Origin of the sequence: Burkholderia sp. WP42, assembly GCF_000745665.1 — a bacterium.
GTDB classification, from domain to species: Bacteria; Pseudomonadota; Gammaproteobacteria; order Burkholderiales; family Burkholderiaceae; genus Burkholderia; species Burkholderia vietnamiensis.
The window spans coordinates 164,139-185,008 of sequence record NZ_KN050724.1; the positions used below are offsets into that span (position 1 = coordinate 164,139).

Consider the following 20,870-nt stretch of genomic DNA (forward strand, 5'->3'; position numbering starts at 1 on the left):
TCTGCGCGCGCAGTCGCCGCGCCGGCGAGCGTTTCCCCCTTTTCCGATCCACAGCCGATCGCGCGTGTCGCGACGCGGCGGGAAGCGTTCGCGCGTCGATAACGTCGCGACCGCTCCCGGCGCGCCGCCGCATGCGCCAGGAGCGAGTCATGACACAACGAAACCCATCCAGGAACCCGCAGCGCGGCTTCGTCGGCGCCGGCAACGGCCGGCAGAACGAACCGCGCATCATGCGCATCGCGCAGGAAGCCGGCCGTCCGCTCGAGCAGACCTTCGAGGCGCTGCGCACCGGTGCACGCGGCCTCACGCACGGCCAGGCCGCCGACCGGCTGCAGCACTACGGCCCCAACGAAATCGCGCACGACAAGCCGCCGCACTGGACGCGCCAGTTGCTGCACGCGTTTCACAATCCGTTCGTCTACGTGCTGCTGGTGCTCGCCGCGATCAGCTTCTGCACCGACGTCTGGTTCGCGGCGCCCGACGATCGCGACTACGTCGGCATGACGATCCTGCTCGCGATGGTGACGATCAGCGCATTGCTGCGCTTCGTGCAGGAATTCCGGTCGCTGCGCGCCGCCGAGAAACTCAAGGCGATGGTGCGGACGACGGCCACCGTGCAGCGCGCGGCAACCGACAGGTGCGAGCCGACGCGCCGCGACGTGCCGATGCGCGACGTGGTGGTCGGCGACATCGTGCATCTGTCGGCCGGCGACATGATCCCCGCCGACGTGCGCCTCATCACGTCGCGCGACCTGTTCATCAGCCAGGCCGTGCTGACCGGCGAAGCGCTGCCGGTCGAGAAGTACGACACGCTCGGCGCGGTCGCCGGCAAGTCGGCGCAAGCACATGCGCCGGCTGCGGCCGGCGCGCCGCATGACACGCCGCCCGCCGCGTCGACGTCGCTGCTCGATCTCGAGAACGTCTGCTTCATGGGCACCAACGTGGTCAGCGGCACCGCGACGGCCGTGGTCGTCGCGACCGGCGACGATACCTACTTCGGCACGCTCGCGCGCAACGTGGTGAGCCACAAGCGCATCGAGACGAGCTTCGATCGCGGCGTCGCGAGCGTGAGCTGGCTGCTGATCAAGTTCATGTTCGTGATGGTGCCGGTCGTGTTCATGATCAACGGACTGACCAAGGGCGACTGGCTGAGCGCGCTGACCTTCGCGCTCGCCGTGGCCGTCGGCCTCACGCCCGAAATGCTGCCGATGATCGTCAGCGCGAATCTCGCGCGCGGCGCGATCGCGATGGCGCGCCGCAAGGTCGTCGTGAAGCGGCTGAACTCGGTGCAGAACTTCGGCGCGATGGACGTGCTGTGCACCGACAAGACGGGCACGCTCACGCAGGACCGCATCATCCTCGAGCACCATCTCGACCTGGCCGGACGGCGCGACGAGGACATCCTGCGGCTCGGCTGGCTCAACAGCTTCCATCAAAGCGGCCAGAAGAACCTGATCGACGTCGCGATCGTCGCGCGCGCGGACGAGCTCGGCGACCGTGTGAAGCCGCACGGCTACACGAAGATCGACGAACTGCCGTTCGACTTCGTGCGGCGCCGCCTGTCGGTCGTCGTCGGCGATGCGCATGGCGCGCATCTGCTGATCTGCAAGGGCGCGGTCGAGGAAATGCTCGCGGTGTCGACCCACGTGCAGGACGAGCACGGCGTGCGTGCGCTCGACAGCGTCGCGCGCGAGCGGCTGCTCGAACAGGCGAGCGCGTACAACGACGACGGTTTCCGCGTGCTGGTGGTCGCGACGCGCGCGATCCCGCCCGCCGAGCAACGCGAGCAGTACCGCACCGCCGACGAGCGCGACCTCGTCGTGCGCGGCTTCCTGACGTTTCTCGATCCGCCGAAGGAATCGGCCGCGCCGGCGCTCGCCGCGTTGCGCGAAAACGGCGTCGCGGTGAAGGTGCTGACGGGCGACAACGCGACCGTCACGATCAAGGTCTGCCGCCAGGTCGGGTTGCAGCCGGGCACGCCGCTGCTCGGCGCCGACATCGATGGGCTCGACGACGCGACGCTCGCGCAGGCCGTCGAACGCACGACGGTGTTCGCGAAGCTCACGCCGTTGCAGAAGGCGCGCATCGTCCGCGCGCTGCAGGCGAACGGCCATACGGTCGGCTTCCTCGGCGACGGCATCAACGACGCGCCGGCGCTGCGCGACGCCGACGTCGGCATCTCGGTGGACAGCGGCGCCGACATCGCGAAGGAGACCGCCGACATCATCCTGCTCGAAAAGAGCCTGATGGTGCTGGAGGAAGGCGTGATCAAGGGCCGCGAGACCTTCGGCAACATCCTCAAGTACCTGAACATGACGGCCAGCTCGAACTTCGGCAACGTGTTCTCGGTGCTCGTCGCGAGTGCGTTCCTGCCGTGGGAGCCGATGCTCGCGACCCAGCTGCTGGTGCTGAACCTGATCTACGACACGTCGCAGATGCTGCTGCCGTGGGATCGGATGGACCCCGAGTTCCTCAAGAAGCCGCGCAAGTGGGAGGCCGGCAACATCGGCCGCTTCATGCTGTGGGTCGGGCCGACGTCGTCGGTGTTCGACATCACGACCTACGTGCTGATGTGGACCGTGTTCGGCGCCGGCGCGATGTATCACCTGCACGGCGGCGCGGGCGGCCAGATCGTGATGAACTCGGGCTGGTTCATCGAGAGCCTCGTCTCGCAGACGCTCGTCGTGCATCTGCTGCGCACGCAGAAGATCCCGTTCCTGCAGAGCACGGCCGCGCTGCCGGTGCTGCTGTCGACGTTCACCGCGATCGCCGTCGGCTGCTGGCTGCCGTTCTCGCCGTTCGCGGACGCGCTCGGCTTCATGCATCTGCCCGGCACGTACTGGCTTTGGCTCGCGGCGACGATGGCCGGCTACATCCTGCTCGCGCAGATCGTCAAGACGCTCTATGTGCGCCGTTACAAGCAGTGGTTCTGAACCGCGTCGAACGTAGCGCAGCGGGCCGCCTTCGGGCGGCCCGCTTTTTATCGCGCATCGTTCGCGCCGAACAGCTGCGCGGCGAGCACGCGGCCCTCGTCGGTCAACGCGGCGCGGCCGGTGCCGTCGTCGTTCAACGTCGTCGCGGTGATCCCGGCCGCGTCGAGCTGCGTCAGCACGCGACGCAGCATGCTCATCGGCAACTGCGCGCGCTTCGCGATCTTCGGCAGCGACCACGTACCGCCGGACGGCGCGTGCGCGGCCTCGTTCAGCGTCGCGAGCGTCGCCACGAGCGCGGGGTCCAGCGGGGAGTCGTCAGGTTCTGAAGTCATGGATCGAGATCGGTGCGCCGGTGCCGACCGGCATTCAGGCAGCAGGTGCGTGGCGGACGCGCTGCGTGCGCTCACGCGCCCTTCAACGCCGCGCGTATAAACGACACGAAGCGCGTGGTCACGGGATCGTCGCGGCCGGACAACCACGCCAGGCCGACGCGCCATTTCGCGTCGCGACCGGCGAGCGGCAGCACGGTCGCATCGCGCAGCAGATATTGCGCGCTCGACGGGATGAACGCAACGCCTACGCCGGCCGCGACCGACGTGAGGACCGATTGCACGTCTTCCGCCTGCTGCATGACGTGCGGCACGAAGCGCCGCGCACCGCACCACTGCTCGATCTGCGCGGCGAGGCCGGGGCCGCGCGCACGCTGCAGCGCGATGAAGCCGATTTCGTTGAGGGCGTCGAGATCGGTCGGCACGCGCTTGAAGCCGAGATGCGGCGGCGCGGCGAGCGCGAGCGCCTCGTCGGTCACCCTGAACGAAGACAGACCTTCGTCGGACGGCAAGCGCAGGAAGCCGGCATCGAGCTTGCCGGAACGCAGCCGGCGCGTCTGCTCGGACGACGACAGGTCGCTCAGCGTGATCGCGATGCCCGGATTGCACCGCCGGAATTCCGCGATCAGCTTCGGCACGAGCGTCAGCACGGACAGGCAGATACCGAGCCGCAACTGCCCGCGCTGGCCGCTCGTGACCTCGCGCGCACGCGCGAGCATCTCGTCGGCATCGTGCACGAGCGCCTGCGCATCGGGCAGGAAGCGCTCGCCGAACGCCGTGAGTTCTGCACCGTGACGCCCGCGCTCGAACAGCCGGCCGCCGAGGCTCGCCTCGAGCGCACCGATCTGCTTGCTCAATGCCGGCTGGCTCATGTGCAGCGCGTCGGCCGCACGGCTGAAATGACTCAGCTCGGTGACCGTCAGGAAGGTGCGCAGCAGTTTCAATTCCATTCTTCGAAGGAATCCAATCGATCAAAACATTCATTTTACTGATCGAATCCGATGGCGTTCAATACGCACATGCCCTTCCTTGAACATACCGCGATGACCTTCGATCCTGCGGCCGCATGCGCGGCCGATCATTCATCCGACACGGCGGTCGTCGACGAATCCGCAGCGAAGCCCGACGCCGACGCGACAGCGAACGAGCGGCGCGCGGCGCGCACGGGCGGCCGCGGCCGCCGCGTGCGCTTCGGCGACGTGCCCGACGACGCGCCGCCGCAACGCGTCACGGGCGCGATCGCGCTCAGCTTCGCGGTCGTGTCGCGGCGACACTGGCCGCGCTGACGTCGCCGACGATTACCTCGCACGTTCCGCTCCGATCGGCCGCGACGCATCGCAGGAACCCTCACGAACCCGCATGCATCGATCGTCATCGCCCTGCGATCGACCGTATAGTCATCGCCCTGCGATCGACCGTATAATTTCCCGCTCCCGTCCACTGCCCACGTGTTTCGCGCTGCCGTCGCGCACGCGAGAAGGAGTACTTCGCTTGACCGGCCTCATCGCGCGCCTGCGCCGCGCCCGCACCCCTCTGATCATCGCGCTGTCGTTCGTGACGCTCGCGTTCGCGGCCAATGCGTCGGCCGCGAACGCGCATCGGACCGCGTCGACGCACGCGCATCCCAAAGTCGTCAAGAGCAAGGCCGCGCATCGCGCGCACAAGGCCATCAAGCATCGCCGACCGCGCGTCACGCACCATCCGGTCAAGCATCACGCGGCGCCCGCGCCGCAGCATCGCCGCGCCAAAGGCACGCATCGCAAGCCCCGCACGAACGCGAACCGCCGGCGTCGCATCGAACCGCCACGCCTGCTCGCAAGCTGCGGCTACACGCCGCGCGCCGTGCGCACACTGCACTCGCGCGCCGCGTACGTCGTCGATGTCGACTCCGGCACGCCGCTGCTCGCGCGCAACGCGCGCACGGTGCGGCCGATCGCATCGATCTCGAAGCTGATGACCGCGCTCGTCGCCCGCGATGCCGACCGGCCGCTGAACGGCGTGCTGCGCGTCACGGCGCGCGATCGCGACACGATCAAGTTCACCGGCTCGCGGCTGCCGGTCGGCGCCGAACTGTCGCGCCGGCAGATGTTTCATATCGCGCTGATGTCGTCGGAAAACCGCGCGGCCGCCGCGCTGAGCCGCGATTATCCGGGCGGCCGCGCCGCCTTCGTCGGCGCGATGAACCGCAAAGCGCGCCAGCTCGGCATGCGCGCGACGCATTTCCGCGAACCGACCGGACTGTCGCCGCACAACGTATCGACCGCCGAGGATCTCGCGCGGCTCGTCGGCGCCGCCGCGCACGACCCGCTGATCCGCTATTTCTCGACCGACACGTCGACGACCATCGAAGCCGGCGACGGCGAGCTGCTGTACGTGAATTCCGATCCGCTGGTGCGCTACGGCCGGCTGCCGATCCGTTTGCAGAAAACCGGCTTCATCAACGAATCGGGGCACGGCGTCGTGATGCGCACGCGCGTGCACGGGCGGCGCGAAACGATCGTGCTGCTCGGCGCGCCGACGCGCGCGGGCGTGTCCAGCGATGCGCTGAAAATCCATCGCTGGCTGAGCTGCTCGATTCAGTAAGCGCCGCTCTTCCGGCGCAGGAGCGATGCGATGGAGCGTGAGTACCGGTTCAACGCATTCGGCCGCCTGCTTGCCGTCGTCCGCGCAGGCGACGGCTGGCGCGTGTTCGATCTCGGCGCCGACGGCAAGCGCAGGCCGGCCGGGCTGCAAATTCCGGCGACGCTCGCGGCAGATGAACTCGCCCAATATCTCGGCGACCTGCTCCACGAGCATGCGTCGCCGAAGTACCCCGACGTCGTGCCCGTTGCGCCGCCCGCGCGCGGGTAGCGGCGCGTCTCGCCGAGTCAAAGCCGCGACGCGACGCCCTCTCGTTTGCCTCAACTCGTAGCCGCATGCCGCCCCATATCGACAGTTAAACTTGCAAGTTAGCCTGTCGTGTTCTATGCTTGGCCGCATGAATCCGCCACGCACATCCGGCGTTACCGCCGACACCGTCGCCACCGACCTGACGCTCGCGGTCGGCCAGTTGATCCGCCGTTTGCGCTCCGAAATCGACTCCGAAGGGCTCGGTATGTCGCAGACGAGCGCGCTCGCGCGGCTCGAACGACAGGGCCCGATGACGACCGCCGAGCTCGCGCGCGCCGAAGCCATGAAGCCGCAGTCAATGAAGGCGATCCTCGCGAGCCTCGAGGAAGACGGGCTCGTCGAACGCGAGCCGCATCCGACCGACGGCCGGCAAATCCTGTTCCTGCTGACCGCGGCCGGCCGCGAAGCGCGGCGCAAGCGCAACGCGGCGAAGCACGCGTGGCTCGGCGCCGCGATCGGCAAGCTCGAACCTGACGAAATGCGCACGCTCGCCGACGCGATCGCACTGATCCGGCGTCTCGGCGAGCAATGACCGCCGCCCGCATGCCGCGCGGCCGTCGCGCGCATGCGTTCCATCGTCCCCTTCACGGAGCATCGACACCATGAGCACGACCCGGCTCGACCCGAACACGGCGCTCGTCGTCATCGATCTGCAAAAAGGCATCGTCGCGCTGCCGGCCTGCCATCCGAGCGCCACGGTGATCGCGCATGCGCGCGAACTGCTCGACGCGTTCCGCGGCCGCGGCCTGCCGGTCGTGCTCGTCAACGTCGCGGGCGGCGCACCGGGCCGCACGCAACAACCGCCGCGCACCGCGGCGCTGCCGCCCGACTGGACCGAACTGCTGCCCGAGCTCGACCGTCAGCCGGGCGACCATGTCGTGACGAAGCACACCTGGGGCGCGTTTACCGCGACCGATCTCGACGCGTACCTGAAAGCCGCCGGCGTCACGCAGATCGTGCTCGCCGGGATCGCGACCAGCATCGGCGTCGAATCGACTGCGCGGCAGGCATACGACCTCGGCTACAACGTGACGCTCGCCGTCGACGCGATGACCGACCTCAGCGCCGACGCGCACGCGAACAGCGTCGAACGGGTGTTTCCGCGCCTCGGCGAAACGGGTTCGACGCGCGACATCGTCGCGCTGCTCGCGCGCCGCGACGCGTGAGCGAGCGACACGCGCAGCCGGTGGAGAACCGCCCGGCCGCCCCGCTCGATCCGACGGTCTGGAAAGTCAGCGCGGTCGCGACGCTCGGCGCGCTGCTGTCGCAGCTCGACGCGACGATCGTCAACGTCTCGCTGTCGAGCCTCGCGACCGACCTGCACGCGAGCCTGTCGACGATCCAATGGGTGACGAGCGGCTACCTGCTCGCGCTCACGCTGGTGTTGCCGCTGAACGGCTGGCTGGTCGGGCGCATCGGCGCGAAGGCGCTGTACCTGTGGTGTTTCTCCGCGTTCATGTTGACGTCGGCGCTGTGCGGGCTCGCGTGGTCGGCGGCGTCGCTGATCGCGTTCCGCGTGCTGCAGGGCGTCAGCGGCGGGCTGCTCGCGCCGATGGCGCAAATGATGATCGCGCGCGCGGCCGGCCAGCAGATGGCGCGCGTGATCGGCTATGCGGCGGTGCCGGTTCTGCTCGCACCGCTCCTCGGCCCGGTCGTCGCCGGCGCGGTCCTGCAGCACGCCTCGTGGCGCTGGCTGTTTCTCGTGAACCTGCCGGTCGGCGTGCTCGCGCTCGGGCTCGCCGTCTGGTTGCTGCCCGCCGACCGCGACGAGACGCAGCGCCGCGCGCTCGACTGGGTCGGCCTCGCGCTGCTGTCGCCGGCGCTCGTGCTGTTCCTGTACGGCGCGCAGCGGATCGAAGCCGCGCCCGGCATCGCCGCCGTCGCGGCCGCGATGCTGCTGCTCGCCGCGTTCCTGCGTGTCGAGCGGCGCCTGCGCGAACGGGCGCTGATCGACGTCGCGCTGTTTCGCTCGCGCGTGTTCGGCGCGGCCGCCGCCACCCAGTTCCTGTCGAACGGCGCGGTCTACGCGGGCCAGATGTTGATTCCGGTGTTTCTGATCCAGGCGTGCGGCCGCTCGCCCGGCGAGATCGGTTGGCTGCTCGCACCGCTCGGGCTCGGCATGCTCGTCACCTATCCGTCGATGGGCGCGCTGACGAGCCGGTTCGGCGTGCGGCGGGTCGCCGCCGCCGGCGCGCTGCTCGCGCTGATCGCGACGCTGCCGTTCGCGTACCTCGCGTTGCACGGCTTCGATCGCGACGTGCTGATGCCCGCGCTGTTTCTGCGCGGGATGGGTCAGAGCGCGATCGGCACGCCGTCGATTTCCGCCGCGTATGCGTCGGTCGAACGGCGCAGCCTGCCGATGGCGACGACGTCGCTGAATATCGTGCAGCGCCTCGGCGGGCCGACCTTCACGACGCTCTGTACGCTGTTTCTCGCGTGGCGGCTGCACGTCGAGACGGCGACGAGCGGCTCGCCGAGCGTCGCGTACGCGTGGGCCTTCGGCCTGTTGTGCGCATTGCATGCGGCGAGCTTCGCGACGGCGCTGCGGCTGCCGCTGCGGGCAAGCGGTGCGGGCGAACGGCCGCCCGGCGGCACGCGCTGAGGTTCGACGCAGCGGCGGGCAACGGGCCGCCGCCCGCCATCGCGCGGCGCGGCACAGCGCGCGCTCATCCCGCCGCTCACCGCGCCGCGCATTCGGCCGCGAGCCGGCCGAGCACCTTCAACGCCTCCTCGATCTGCCGCGACCACGGGTAGCTGTAGTTGAGCCGGATGAAGTGCCGGTAATTGCCGCTCGCCGAGAACATATGGCCGGGCCCGACCGTGATGCGCTGCGCGAGCGCGAGCGCATACAGCTTCATCGCGTCGACCTGCGGCGCCAGCTCGACCCACAGCACGTAGCCGCCGCGCGGTTGCGACAGCCGCGTGCCCTCGGGGAAGAAGCGCCGCACCATCGCGCTCATCACGCTCGCCTGCTGCGCATACTGCTTGCGCATGCGCCGCAGATGGAAATCGTAGCCGTCGTACTTCAGGTATTCGGCAATCGCGAGTTGCTCGATGGCGGGCGTCGCGAGCGTGTTCAGGAATTTCAGCTTCTCGACCTGGTCGCGATAGCGGCCCGGCATCGCCCAGCCGATCCGGTATCGCGGCGACAGGCTCTTCGTGAACGACGCGCAATGCAATACGAGCCCGTCGCGATCGTACGACTTCAGCGCGCTCGGCGTCGTATCGCCGAAATGCAGCTCGTGATAGACGTCGTTCTCGATCGCCGGCACGCCGTGCTGCGCGAGCAGCTCGACGAGTGCGCGCTTGCGCGCGTCGGACATCTCGAAGCCGAGCGGATTCTGGAAATTCGGCATCACCATGCACGCGGCGATGCGCTCGCTCGCCAGGATCCGTGCGAGCGCATCGAGATCGATGCCGTCGCCCGGGTGCGTCGGCACTTCGAGCGCGCGCATCCCCATCCGCTCGATCGCATGCAGCATCGCGTAAAAGGTCGGCGACTCCACCGCGATCGTGTCGCCCGGCTTCGCGACGGCCTGCAGGCACAGGTTGATCGCTTCGGTCGCGCCGATCGTCACCACGATCTCGCCGGGCTCGACCGCCACGCCGCGCTCCGCATAGCGCCGCGCGATGTGGCGGATCAGCTCCTGGTTGCCGGGCGGCAAGTCGTCGATCACGCCCCAGCGCGTGCGGCGCCGCCCGATCGCCTGGGCGTACCGCGCGAGACGTTGCACCGGGAAATGCGACGCGTCGGGATACGGTGAGCCGAGCGGCACGGCGTCGTCGCGCGCGATCGAGCGCAGCGTCGACAGCACGAGCCGGCTCACGTCGACGGCCGACGGCTCGGCGGCCGGCGTCGACACGTGCAACTCGGCGTCGGCCGGCGCGGCGGCCCGCGCGCGCACGAAATAGCCCGACTGCGGCCGGCTTTCGATCAGCCCGCGGCTTTCCAGCACGAGGTACGCGCGCAGCACGGTCGTCACGCTGAGCTGTTGCTGCCGGCTCGCCTGCCGCACCGACGGAATGCGCTCGCCGGGCCGGTACACGCCGCGCTCGATCTGCGCCTGGAGATCGTCGGCGAGTCGTTCGTATCGCTTCACGCGCGCTCCTTTCAGCTTCCCTTCAACGATGCCGTCGCGGGCCCGAATGGCTCGTACGGCCCGAATGGCCGCAACTGTACTCTTTTTTGATATGAGAAGGTGTACACACAGCGGTCACGGCGCCGCGCGTACCCTGCACGCACCAACCCCGACACACGCATCATGAAAAAGAAAACCGCCACCGCGCGCATCGAACCATATACGCACCCGGCCGCCGGCTGGGGCGCGCTGAAAGCCGTCACGATCAACCTGATCAAGGAGAAGGTCGCCGGCGGCAACTACCGCACGCTGCTGCGCCAGAACCAGCCGGACGGCTTCGACTGCCCCGGCTGCGCGTGGCCGGACCGCCAGCACGCGTCGACGTTCGAATTCTGCGAGAACGGCGTGAAGGCGGTCGCCGCCGAAGCGACCAGCAAGCGCGTGACGCCCGCGTTCTTCGCCGCGCACACGGTCACCGAACTGCTCGAGCAATCCGATTTCGAGCTCGAGCAGCACGGCCGGCTGACCGATCCGATGGTGTACGACGCGCAGACCGACCATTACGTGCCGATCGCCTGGGACGACGCGTTCGCGCTGATCGCGCGCCACCTGCGCGCGCTGCCGGACCCGAACCAGGCCGCGTTCTACACGTCCGGGCGCGCCAGCAACGAGGCCGCGTTCCTGTACCAGCTGCTGGTGCGGCGGTACGGCACCAACAACTTCCCCGATTGCTCGAACATGTGTCACGAGGCGACGAGCCGCGGGCTGCCGGCGTCGGTCGGCGTCGGCAAGGGCACCGTCACGCTCGACGATTTCGAGCATGCGGACCTGCTGCTGATCTTCGGCCAGAACCCGGCGACCAATCATCCGCGCATGCTCGGCGAGCTGCGCGAATGCGCGAAGCGCGGCGCGACCATCGTGTCGATCAACCCGCTGAAGGAGCGCGGCCTCGAGCGCTTCGCCGATCCGCAAAGCCCGCTGGAAATGCTGACGATGTCGGGCACGAAGATCGCCTCGACGTTCATCCAGCCGACCATCGGCGGCGATTTCGCGCTGCTCAAGGGCATCGCGAAGCGCGTGCTCGAACTCGACGACGCCGCGCGCGCCGCCGGTACGCCGCGCGTGCTCGACACCGCGTTCATCGACACGCACACAGCCGGCTTCGACGCGTTCGCCGCCGATCTGCGCGACGAAAGCTGGGCCGCGCTGAGCGCCGAAAGCGGCGTGCCGTACGAGCAGATCGACGCGCTCGCGCAGCGCTACGCGCGCAGCGAACGCGTGATCGCGACGTGGGGAATGGGCATCACGCAGCACAAGCACTCGGTCGCGACCGTGCAGATGCTGACCAACCTGATGCTGATGCGCGGCAACATCGGCCGGCCGGGCGCGGGCCTGTGCCCGGTGCGCGGCCATTCGAACGTGCAGGGCAACCGCACGGTCGGCATCGAGGAAAAGCCGACCCAGGCGTTCCTCGACCGGCTCGGCAAGGTGTTCGACTTCGCGCCGCCGCGCGCGCACGGCTACGACGTCGTCGAGACGATCGAAGCGATGCGCGACGGCCGCGTGAAGGTGCTGATCGGCCTCGGCGGCAACTTCGCGATGGCGACGCCCGACACGCCGCGCACGTGGGAAGGCATGCGCCGCTGCGACCTGACCGTGCACATCACGACGAAGCTGAACCGCAGCCACCTGATCCACGGCCGCGACGCGTTGATCCTGCCGACGCTCGGCCGCACCGAGATCGACCTGCAGGACGGCGTAGCGCAAGGCGTGACGGTCGAGGATTCGATGAGCATGGTGCACGTGTCGTACGGGATGAACCAGCCGGCCTCGGCGAACCTGATGTCGGAGCCGGCGATCGTCGCGCACCTCGGTCATGCGCTGTTCGGCAGCGGCACGATCGACTGGCTCGCGTACAAGGACGACTACGCGAAGATCCGCGACGCGATCGAGGCGACCTTCGACGGCTTCCACGATTACAACGCGCGCATCGCGCGGCCGGGCGGCTTCCACCTGCGCGTCGCGTCGCGCGATCGCGAATGGCTGACGCCGACCGGCAAGGCGAACTTCATCGCGCACGCGCTGCCGGCCGACACGCCGATCCAGCGCGCCCGTGCGCTGCACGGCGAACGCCTGATGACGCTGATGACGACTCGCTCGCACGATCAGTACAACACGACCGTCTACGGGCTCGACGACCGCTATCGCGGCGTATACGGCCAGCGCCGCGTGGTGTTCGTCAACCGCGACGACCTCGCGATGCTCGGGCTGCAGGCCGGCGAATGGGTCGACATGGAGACCGTCTGGCACGACGGCATCGTGCGCCGCGCCGACGGCTTCCTGCTGGTCGAATACGACATCCCGCGCGGCTGCATCGGCGCGTACTACCCGGAAACGAACCCGCTGGTGCCGCTCGACAGCGTCGGCGACGTCTGCAACACGCCGACGTCGAAGTCGGTGCCCGTGCTGCTGCATCGCGCGGCGGCGCCTGCGGCGGCCGCCGCCTGACGGAGCGCCGCGATGATCATTCGCCCGCGCGAACACTGGCTGCGGATGCTGCTCGTCTGGAACGGCTCGGTGCTGCCGACGATCCTGCCGCAACTGGTGCTGACGCTCGCGATCAGCCTCGTCGCGGTGTGGGGCGGCGGCCGCGTGCTCGGCGAGAAGGTGCCGCTGAATCCGACGCCGTTCACGCTGATCGGCCTCACGCTCGCGATCTTCGCCGGGTTCCGCAACAACGCGAGCTACGAACGCTACCGCGAAGGGCGGCAACTGTGGGGCGGCATGCTGACCGCCACGCGCACACTGGTGTCGCAGGCGCTCTGCTACGGCGCGATCGGCGACGACGCGGCCGCGCGCCGCGCGTTCGTGCACAAGGTCGTCGCGTTCGTCTATGCGCTCAAGCATCAGCTGCGCGGCACCGATCCGGCGGCCGACCTGCGTGCGCGGCTCGACGACGAGGCCTGCGCGCGCATCGCCGCCGCGCGCTTCGCGCCGGTCGCGCTCGTCCATGAACTGCGCGGCGCGTTCGGCGCACGCGCGGACGCGGGCAAGCTCGCCGAGACGCGGCTGTGGATGCTCGATGCGCGGCTCGACGAACTGGTGGCGATGGTGAGCGGCTGCGAGCGCATCGCGTCGACGCCGATCCCGTTCTCCTACGACGTGCTGCTGCATCGGACCATCTATGCGTACTGCGCGCTGCTGCCGTTCGGTCTGGTCGACTCGATCGGCGCGGCGACGCCGTTCGTCACCGTGTTCGTCGCCTATACGCTGATCGCGCTCGACGCGATCGCTCATGCGATCGCCGAGCCGTTCGGCGACGGCCCGAACCATCTGGCACTCGATGCGATCGCGCGGACGATCGAGCGCTCGTTGCTCGAGTTGAATCAGGAGCCGCTGCCGGACGAGCTGACGCCGGGGCCGTCGTATCGGCTCACGTGATGCGGCCGCGCCGGTTGTATCGAATCGTTTCAGCAGTCAACTCGCGTCGTATGCCGCAGGTATACTCCGACGTCAATCCAGCCGCCTGCCGTGTCGACCGTCACCGTCGGCGCGATGCCGGCGGTTTCGTCGCGAAGCCGCCCGTTTCGCGTCCCCCGCTCGCCGGCCCCGACACGACCTGCACGACGATCCCGACCATGAAACGATTCCTGCTGCTCCTTCCCGCCGCCCTGCTCGCCGCCTGCGGCTCCGCGCCGTCGTCCGACTCCGCTTCGTCCGGCTCGGCGCCGATGATCTACGTGTCGTCGGCGCGCCCGGCCTATGCGATCGCGAGCTGCCTCGACAACCGCCTGTCCGACACCGAGCGGTCGCAGCACAACGGCGTGACCGACATCACCGTCGGGTCGCGCTCCTACTTCGTCACGCTGACGCCGTCGGCCAACGGCTCGGTGATCAAGGTCGTGCGCGGCTCGGGCAGCGAGCCGGCGGAGGAAGCGATGCGCTTCGCGATCGCGCGCTGCGCGATCTGAGCGCCGCGCGGGCGGCAAGCGTCCGCCCGCACCGCCGAATATTTTCATCCGGGCCGGCGTCGATGAGAGAATCGCACCACGATTGCCTTTCCACGGAGCCCGCATGAAGCATCTGCTGTCCCGCCTGTTCGTCAGCGCCGCGCTCGTCGCACTCGTTCCGGCGTTGCCGGCGCAGGCCGCGACGCCGCCCGGCATCTTCGTCGTCGCCACCCAGCTCGGCGAATTCACGACGCTCGATCCGAGCGAAATCTACGAGCTGGTGCCGTCCGAGTACGTCGCGAACACCTATGAGCGGCTCGTGCGGGTCGACCTGAAGGACCCGACGCGCTTCGACGGGCAAATCGCGCAATCGTGGACGGTCGGCGCCGACGGCGTGACCTACACGTTCAAGCTGCGGCCCGGCGTCGCGTTCCATTCGGGCAACCCGGTCAGCGCCGACGACGTCGCGTGGTCGCTGCAACGCACGGTGCTGCTCGACAAGGGCCCGGCCGGCGTGCTCGCCGATCTCGGCCTGACGAAGGCGAACGTGATGCAGAAGGTGCGCGCGGTCGATCCGCAAACCTTCGTGCTCGAAACCGACCGCAAATACGCACCGAGCTTCGTGCTGAACGTGCTCAGCGCGTGCCCGGCGTCGGTGCTCGACAAGAAGCTGCTGATGTCGCATCAGCAGGGCAACGACTTCGGCAGCGGCTGGCTGAGGACCAACGACGCGGGCTCCGGGCCGTACCAGCTCGTCAAGTGGACGCCGAACGAGAGCATCGTGCTGCAGCGTTTCGACAAGTACCGCACGCCGTATCCGATGAAGCGCATCGTGCTGCGCCACGTGCCGGAGGCGTCCGCGCAGCGGCTGCTGCTCGAAAACGGCGACGTCGACGCCGCGCGCAACCTGAGCCCCGACAGCCTCGCCGCATTGAGCAAGGCCGGCAAGATCCGGATCGCATCGTGGCCGGTGTCCGCGCTGCTGTACGTGAGCCTGAACACGAAGAACCCGAACCTCGCGAAGCCCGACGTGCAGCAGGCGATGAAGTGGCTCGTCGATTACGACGGCATTCAGCGCAACATCGTCAGCACCACCTACAAGGTCCATCAGACTTTCCTGCCGGAAGGCTTCCTCGGCACGCTGAAATCGAATCCGTACAAGCTCGACGTCGCGAAGGCGAAGGCGCTGCTCGCGAAGGCCGGATTGCCGAACGGCTTCGACGTGACGATGGACATGCCGAACGATTACCCGTACATCGAGATCGCGCAGGCGCTGCAGGCGAATTTCGCGCAAGCAGGCATCCGCGTGAAGCTGATCCCCGGCGACGCGAAGCAGGCGATCGGCAAGTACCGCGCACGCCAGCACGACATCTTCATCGGCGAATGGTCGCCCGACTACATGGACCCGAACAGCAACGCGCGCGGCTTCGCGTGGAATCCGGACAACTCGGACCAGTCGAAGACGAAGATGCTCGCGTGGCGCAACAGCTGGGACATCCCGCAGCTCACGAAGGACACGGAGGCCGCGCTGGTGGAGCCGTCGCCGGCGAAGCGCGCGCAGCGCTACGAAGCGCTGCAGAAGGCGGTGCTCGCGAACTCCCCGTTCATCATCATGTTCGAGAAGGTCGTGCAGGTCGCGACGCGTCCCGGCACGACGGGGCCGGAGATCGGGCCGATCAACGACCTCGTGTCGTACCGGACGCTCGCGAAGTAATCGTCGCCGCGCGCCGCGTGGCGGCGATCTTCAACGACCGGCATCGCCGCGGATACCGCGCCCGGTACGCGTCGCGGGACGAACACACGCATTGGAGCGGGCACTCGGTGTGCGTGGCGATCGACGACAACGACCGCGCGTGGTGCGAAATGCGCGTGCCGTGCCCGCGCAGCGCCGGACCTGCGGCAGCAAGCGGCCCGCCCGTATCCGTTCAATTGAATGCCGCCCATACCAGGTACGCGTTCAGCCCGACGATCACGACCGTCGCCACGCAGGCGACGATCCGCAGCGGCATCCGCATCGCGTAAGCGCCCATCACGTCGGTGCGCGCCGACAGCATCAGCAGCGCGATCATCGGCATCGGCAGCACGAAGCTCAGTACGACCTGACTGACCACCATCGCCCGCGTGACGTCGCAGCCGAGCGCGACCACCAGGAACGCGGGGGCGATCGTCACCGCGCGCCGCAGCCAGATCGACATGCGGCGGCGGATGAAGCCCTGCATCACGACCTGCCCGGCCATCGTGCCGACCACCGAGCTCGACACACCGGAGGTCAGCAGCGCGACGAGAAACAGCGCGCCGGCCGCCGGCCCGAGCACCGGGATCAGCGTGTGATAGGCGTCGCCGATGTCGGTCATGCCCGGCGCGGTCGCGTGAAACGCCGACGACGCCATCATCACCATCGCGAGATTCACGAACCCGGCGAGCCCCAGCGCGATCACGACCTCGCGGTTCGAGAAACGCACGAGCCGCCGCCGCTCTGCGTCGTTGCGCGGCGCTGCACGATCCTGCGTGAGCCCCGAATGCAGATACAGCGTGTGCGGCATGATCGTCGCGCCGATGATGCCGACTACGATCGTCAGCGCCGCATGGTCCGGAATCTGCGGGACCACCAGATGGAACGCGGCTGCCTGCCAGTCCTGCGGCGCGATCAGCAGTTCGCCGAGATAGCACGCGCCGATCACGCCGACCAGCGTCGCGATCGCGGCCTCCAGCGGCCGGAAGCCGCGTTTTTCGAGCGCCAGGATCGCGCAGGTTGCGAACGCGGTCGCGATCATCCCCGCGAACAGCGACAGGTGGCACAACAGCCCGAACGCGAGCGCGCCGCCGAGGAATTCGGCGAGATCGGTCGCCATCGCGGCGATCTCCGACGCGATCCACATGCCCCACACGACGGGCGCCGGGAAGCGCTCGCGACACAGCTCGGCGAGATTGCGGCCGGTCACGATGCCGAGCTTGGCCGACATCGCCTGGAACAGCATCGCGATCGCGTTCGCGGCCAGCACGACCCAGAGCAGCCGGTAGCCGTACGCGGCGCCGGCCTGGATGTTGGTCGCGAAGTTGCCGGGGTCCATGTAGCCGATCGACGCGATCACGGCCGGGCCGACGAACGGCAGCAGCGCGGCGACGCCGGTGCGGCGCCCTTCCAGCGCGGCGCGCGCCGCGCCGTCGCTGGGCTCGGCGGACCGGCCGTTCAGCGCGAAGCCGCCGGCGGTTTTGCTCGGGACAGGAATCATGGTGAGTATTCCGTTCGAATGAAGTGGACCGATTCGGGGTTCGGCCCGCCAGGCCAGCAAGCCGCATGCCGGCCACGGCAGGACGCTGGCGGCGTTACAGCGGCACGACGTCGGGGCGATTGCGCGGGAACTGCGCGATCACGTCCGGCGCGATGTTCAGGTGCGCTTCGACGAGCTGCGGCGGCGTGTGCGCGAGCCAGTCGGACAACGACACCTCTGCATAGCGGTCGGCCTTGAAGATCTCGAGGAACACGAGATCGGTGCGGCCGGTGTTCTGCACGTAGTGACCGAGGCTCTTCTTCACATAGCCGACGTCGCCTGCGCGGAAGTCGGCCGTCTGCGCCTTCGGCCCCGTGTCGAACACGGTCATCCGCGCTTCGCCTTGCAGGTAGTACTGCCATTCGTCGGCGTTCGGGTGCCAGTGCAGCTCGCGCATGCCGCCCGGGTGCACGGTGACGAGCGCCGCCGCGACGGTCGTCGACACGTTGAAGTTGGTGCTGTCCGCGATCCGCACTTCGCCGCCGCGCGTCTTCCTGACCGGCTTCATGTCGCCGAGCGAAAACACGAACGGATGCGGCGGCGCACCGGCCGACGCGGCCGACGCACGCTGCGCGTCCGCGAGCGGACCCGGTTCGTCGCCCTGGAAAATCCACAGGTTGTCGAGCGGCACGTTTTTGAACGCGTCGGCCGGCACGCCGAAATTCAGCGCGAGCACGTCGGGCGGCGTATGCGCGATCCAGTCGGTCAGCAACAGCGTGTTGAATTCCGACGCGCGACCGTTATCGAAGGCGAGCAGGAATTCGGCGCCGTCGCTGCCGAGGCCCTGCAGCGAATGTGGCAGGCCGGGCGGGAAATACCACAGATCGCCGGTCTTGACGTCCTGCACCGACGGCCGTCCGAGCTCGTCGAGCACCGTGATCCGGCAACGGCCGTCGAGCATGATGGCCCACTCGGCCTGCTGGTGCCAGTGCATCTCGCGAATGCCGCCGCGCGTCAGCCGCATATTGACGCCGGAAATGGTTTCGGAAATCGCGAAATCGTCCTGCGTCACTTCGCGCGCCCATCCGCCATTCTGAATGCGTTTATGGGAATTATTGAAAGATGCCCAGAATAACGGCATCCCGTTGATGTCGGTGGCCGGCGGATCCTGAAAAGACGGGAATTGATTGGCGATGGCCGGATTTTTAGGCCCCGGGTCGGACAGGCTCTGGCGGTTGCGGGCATTCACCGCGCCTTCCGGTGGGCTGTCCGGGTTACCGAACGAAGCGGCCTTCGCCGTTACCGCAATGCCCGCGGCGGCAATTGCGCCGGCCGTACTCGTCAACATTCTGCGTCGAGAAAGATTCGTCATGATTTCCTCTTCATTTTTACATTCGAGAGAATTCCCATTACGGAATACCGGCCGTTTTCGAATCATCCAAAATCGAACATCCCGTGACGCAAGTTAAATCCATATTCATCTAAAAATTAAATGAATTATTAAGCTTAATTAATGAATAAAACTGATCGACTTTAATTTTGTAATTATTGCGATGCAGCAGCCGATGAATGTCGAGGAGAAGAGAGCGGGATGCGCGCCGCGCGATGGCGGCTCGACGCCATCGACGGGAACGCGAAAGTGCGGATGCGCCGGCTTTCAGCTGCCGAGTCCGGACGGCGGCCGGGTCACTCCCGCGGCAGGTCGGCAAGTCGTTGCGCAGCGAAGCGCAATCCGCCGAGGATGCGTTCGGCGATCCGCGCCGGAAACCCGGCCGGCAGCGCCGCGCCGACCGATTCGATCACGTGCGGCGTCATCGCTACGAGTCGTTCGACGATCGGCGTAGCGATATCGCCGAGCAGGCAATATTCCGCCATCGCAGTGAAGTGCCGACGCGTGATGTCGCGCATCGCATAGTGCCTGCGCTTGCCGTGCACGGCCATCGCGAGCTTCGCCTTGTGCCACGACCACTGGTTCGCGCCGTCCCCCTCCACCGGCCAGATCGACATCACGTCGTAGAGCGGCGTCAGCCGGAAGCGGCCGCCCGGCAGCAGGCGCAGGCTGAAGTTCTTTGCATGCCCGTCCGGCGCGGCGAGCATCCAGAACACCACCAGCGCGGTAAACAGCGTGTCGAGGTCGGCCTGCGCCGTTTCCGACCGGCGCAGGATGCCGGCCAGATCGGGCACGCCGGGGCCGCCCTGCGATTCGTATTTCAGATGCGGCGGCACGCCGAGCGCCTGGCAAAAATCCTCTTGCGGCAAGCGCAACAGCCATCCGCCGTCACGATGCAGCGCGCGATCGAAGCGCGCGACCGACAGCACCTTGTGTGCGCCGAAACGCAGGATGTCGGCGTGCGCCGTCGGCAGGCCGAACGCGCGCAGGATCGCAAGGCACAGCCACTCGTTTTCGACGGATGTCGTCAGATCCGCACGCTTGTTGCCGACCAGCCCGAGCGGCAACTTGAGGATATGCGTGGTCGGCGTCGAGCCATGCGGGCGCATCCAGCGCCCGTCGTGAAACAGCAGCGCGGTCTTTTCCTGCGCGCCGGCCAGCGACAGGCGGAAGTCGTCGTCGTCCTGCGCACCGCCCGCCGCCCCGCTCGCCTGATCGAGCACGCGCACCACGTCGTCGTCGGACAACGGCGTACCGTCGATCCGGTCATGGCCGGTCGGCGTTTCATCCTCGCCGAGCAACTGCACCGCGCCGACGCAGTCCCGGCCGAGTGCGGCGAGCAGATCGAACGGCTCGGTCGTCGCCGTGCCGAACCGCGACGCAAGCCGGCGCCGGATCGCGTCGCTGTCGGGCAGCAGATTGTCGAAGTAGTGATTCACGCGCTCGCCGCGCAACGGCGCAGGGCCGATGCCGAACGGCAGCGACAGCGACAGCGGGCGGCCGGCATCCGACTGTTTCCAGCCGGCGTCGTACAGCAGTTCCATGTCGCCGCGCGGGGGAATCCGCCAGATTCCGACCCGCACGCCATTGGCCCAGATCGATAGCGCGCGGCTGTGCGATTTGCGTCCCATCGATTACCACTCGACGTCGGCAGCGTCGCGCCCGTCCTTCGTGCGGATGCTGAGCTCGAGACCGTACAGCGCGGTCAGTTCGAGCAACTGCTTGAGCGACAGGCTTTCGGTGCGGATCGTTTCCAGCGACGACAGGCGCGATTGGCCGACGCCGATGCGTGCCGCCGCCTCGGCTTGCGTCAGCCCCTTGGCCTGACGCGCGGACGACAGGATTTCGCCCAGTTGAGCAGGGGTATTGACGATGAGATTCACGGCGGGCGTCCTGGATGCAATCTATGCAGTATATCTCTGACAGGCATAAACGCAAATTATCTCTAACAGACATAAACGCAAAGTATTCCTGTCAGTAATATTTTCACACTGCAGAGCGCTGCTGCCGGCCGTAGCACGTATGCCAACCCCTATCACCCCTCGTCCGTCCATAGTTTTTATTCGCTGGCGCTCATGATTTTGGCTT

At 67.9% G+C, this 20,870-nt stretch carries 18 protein-coding genes; 11 read left to right on the top strand and 7 right to left on the bottom strand.

Annotated elements, in window-relative coordinates:
- Positions 1–149: 149 nt before the first annotated feature.
- Positions 150–2,933: a magnesium-translocating P-type ATPase gene (gene mgtA / locus EX20_RS25390; protein ID WP_072465321.1), complete on the top strand. Its 2,784-nt coding sequence runs from the start codon at positions 150–152 to the stop codon at positions 2,931–2,933.
- 47 nt (positions 2,934–2,980) lie between these two features.
- Here the strand turns inward: mgtA and EX20_RS25395 are convergent, their stop codons facing one another.
- A complete protein-coding gene (locus EX20_RS25395) occupies positions 2,981–3,265 on the bottom strand; it encodes a hypothetical protein (protein ID WP_034195131.1) in 285 nt (94 codons plus the stop codon).
- Positions 3,266–3,336: 71 nt separating this feature from the next.
- Positions 3,337–4,212 (bottom strand): LysR family transcriptional regulator, encoded by an 876-nt coding sequence (locus EX20_RS25400; protein WP_034195132.1) that lies wholly within the window; start codon positions 4,210–4,212, stop codon positions 3,337–3,339.
- Between the two features lie 69 nt (positions 4,213–4,281).
- Between EX20_RS25400 and EX20_RS25405 the strand changes: the two genes are divergently transcribed.
- The 6 genes from EX20_RS25405 to EX20_RS25430 all read left to right on the top strand — a co-directional run bounded on the left by EX20_RS25405 (position 4,282) and on the right by EX20_RS25430 (position 8,753).
- Entirely contained in the window at positions 4,282–4,548 is a 267-nt protein-coding gene (locus EX20_RS25405) for a hypothetical protein (protein ID WP_414629614.1), read from the top strand.
- 205 nt (positions 4,549–4,753) lie between these two features.
- Positions 4,754–5,845 (top strand): serine hydrolase, encoded by a 1,092-nt coding sequence (locus EX20_RS25410; RefSeq protein ID WP_034195134.1) that lies wholly within the window; start codon positions 4,754–4,756, stop codon positions 5,843–5,845.
- 30 nt (positions 5,846–5,875) lie between these two features.
- Positions 5,876–6,112 (top strand): DUF7661 family protein, encoded by a 237-nt coding sequence (locus EX20_RS25415; RefSeq protein ID WP_034195135.1) that lies wholly within the window; start codon positions 5,876–5,878, stop codon positions 6,110–6,112.
- A gap of 115 nt (positions 6,113–6,227) precedes the next feature.
- Complete coding sequence (locus tag EX20_RS25420) at positions 6,228–6,683, top strand: MarR family winged helix-turn-helix transcriptional regulator (protein WP_011882376.1); 456 nt, start codon at positions 6,228–6,230, stop codon at positions 6,681–6,683.
- A gap of 70 nt (positions 6,684–6,753) precedes the next feature.
- Positions 6,754–7,317 carry an isochorismatase family protein gene (locus EX20_RS25425; RefSeq protein WP_011882377.1) on the top strand — a complete coding sequence of 188 codons (564 nt, stop codon included), beginning with the start codon at positions 6,754–6,756 and terminating at the stop codon, positions 7,315–7,317.
- A complete protein-coding gene (locus tag EX20_RS25430; RefSeq protein WP_034195136.1) occupies positions 7,314–8,753 on the top strand; it encodes a DHA2 family efflux MFS transporter permease subunit in 1,440 nt (479 codons plus the stop codon). The genes EX20_RS25425 and EX20_RS25430 overlap by 4 nt, the downstream gene beginning before the upstream one ends.
- A gap of 76 nt (positions 8,754–8,829) precedes the next feature.
- On the opposite strand, the gene EX20_RS25435 is transcribed toward EX20_RS25430, so the two are convergent.
- On the bottom strand, positions 8,830–10,251 hold the full coding sequence (locus EX20_RS25435) for an aminotransferase-like domain-containing protein (protein WP_034195137.1): 1,422 nt from the start codon (positions 10,249–10,251) through the stop codon (positions 8,830–8,832).
- Positions 10,252–10,413: 162 nt separating this feature from the next.
- On the opposite strand from EX20_RS25435, the gene EX20_RS25440 reads away from it, so the two are divergent.
- The 4 genes from EX20_RS25440 (at position 10,414) to EX20_RS25455 (ending at position 15,894) form a co-directional block, all read left to right on the top strand.
- The gene (locus tag EX20_RS25440; protein ID WP_034195138.1) at positions 10,414–12,738 is read left to right on the top strand and encodes an FdhF/YdeP family oxidoreductase; all 2,325 of its coding nucleotides are present in this window, start codon (positions 10,414–10,416) and stop codon (positions 12,736–12,738) included.
- A 12-nt stretch (positions 12,739–12,750) separates the two neighbouring features.
- Positions 12,751–13,671, top strand: coding sequence for a bestrophin family protein (locus EX20_RS25445; RefSeq protein WP_011882381.1), 921 nt, complete (start codon positions 12,751–12,753; stop codon positions 13,669–13,671).
- 197 nt (positions 13,672–13,868) lie between these two features.
- The gene (locus tag EX20_RS25450; RefSeq protein WP_011882382.1) at positions 13,869–14,201 is read left to right on the top strand and encodes a hypothetical protein; all 333 of its coding nucleotides are present in this window, start codon (positions 13,869–13,871) and stop codon (positions 14,199–14,201) included.
- A 103-nt stretch (positions 14,202–14,304) separates the two neighbouring features.
- On the top strand, positions 14,305–15,894 hold the full coding sequence (locus tag EX20_RS25455) for an ABC transporter substrate-binding protein (protein WP_011882383.1): 1,590 nt from the start codon (positions 14,305–14,307) through the stop codon (positions 15,892–15,894).
- 211 nt (positions 15,895–16,105) lie between these two features.
- On the opposite strand, the gene EX20_RS25460 is transcribed toward EX20_RS25455, so the two are convergent.
- The 4 genes from EX20_RS25460 to EX20_RS25475 form a co-directional block, all read right to left on the bottom strand.
- Positions 16,106–17,413, bottom strand: a complete 1,308-nt coding sequence (locus EX20_RS25460; RefSeq protein WP_034195139.1) for an Nramp family divalent metal transporter — start codon at positions 17,411–17,413, stop codon at positions 16,106–16,108.
- 94 nt (positions 17,414–17,507) lie between these two features.
- Entirely contained in the window at positions 17,508–18,764 is a 1,257-nt protein-coding gene (locus EX20_RS25465; protein WP_034195140.1) for an oxalate decarboxylase family bicupin, read from the bottom strand.
- A gap of 314 nt (positions 18,765–19,078) precedes the next feature.
- A complete protein-coding gene (locus tag EX20_RS25470; protein ID WP_034195141.1) occupies positions 19,079–20,413 on the bottom strand; it encodes a type II toxin-antitoxin system HipA family toxin in 1,335 nt (444 codons plus the stop codon).
- A 3-nt stretch (positions 20,414–20,416) separates the two neighbouring features.
- Entirely contained in the window at positions 20,417–20,665 is a 249-nt protein-coding gene (locus EX20_RS25475; RefSeq protein WP_011882387.1) for a helix-turn-helix domain-containing protein, read from the bottom strand.
- Positions 20,666–20,870 lie beyond the last annotated feature (205 nt).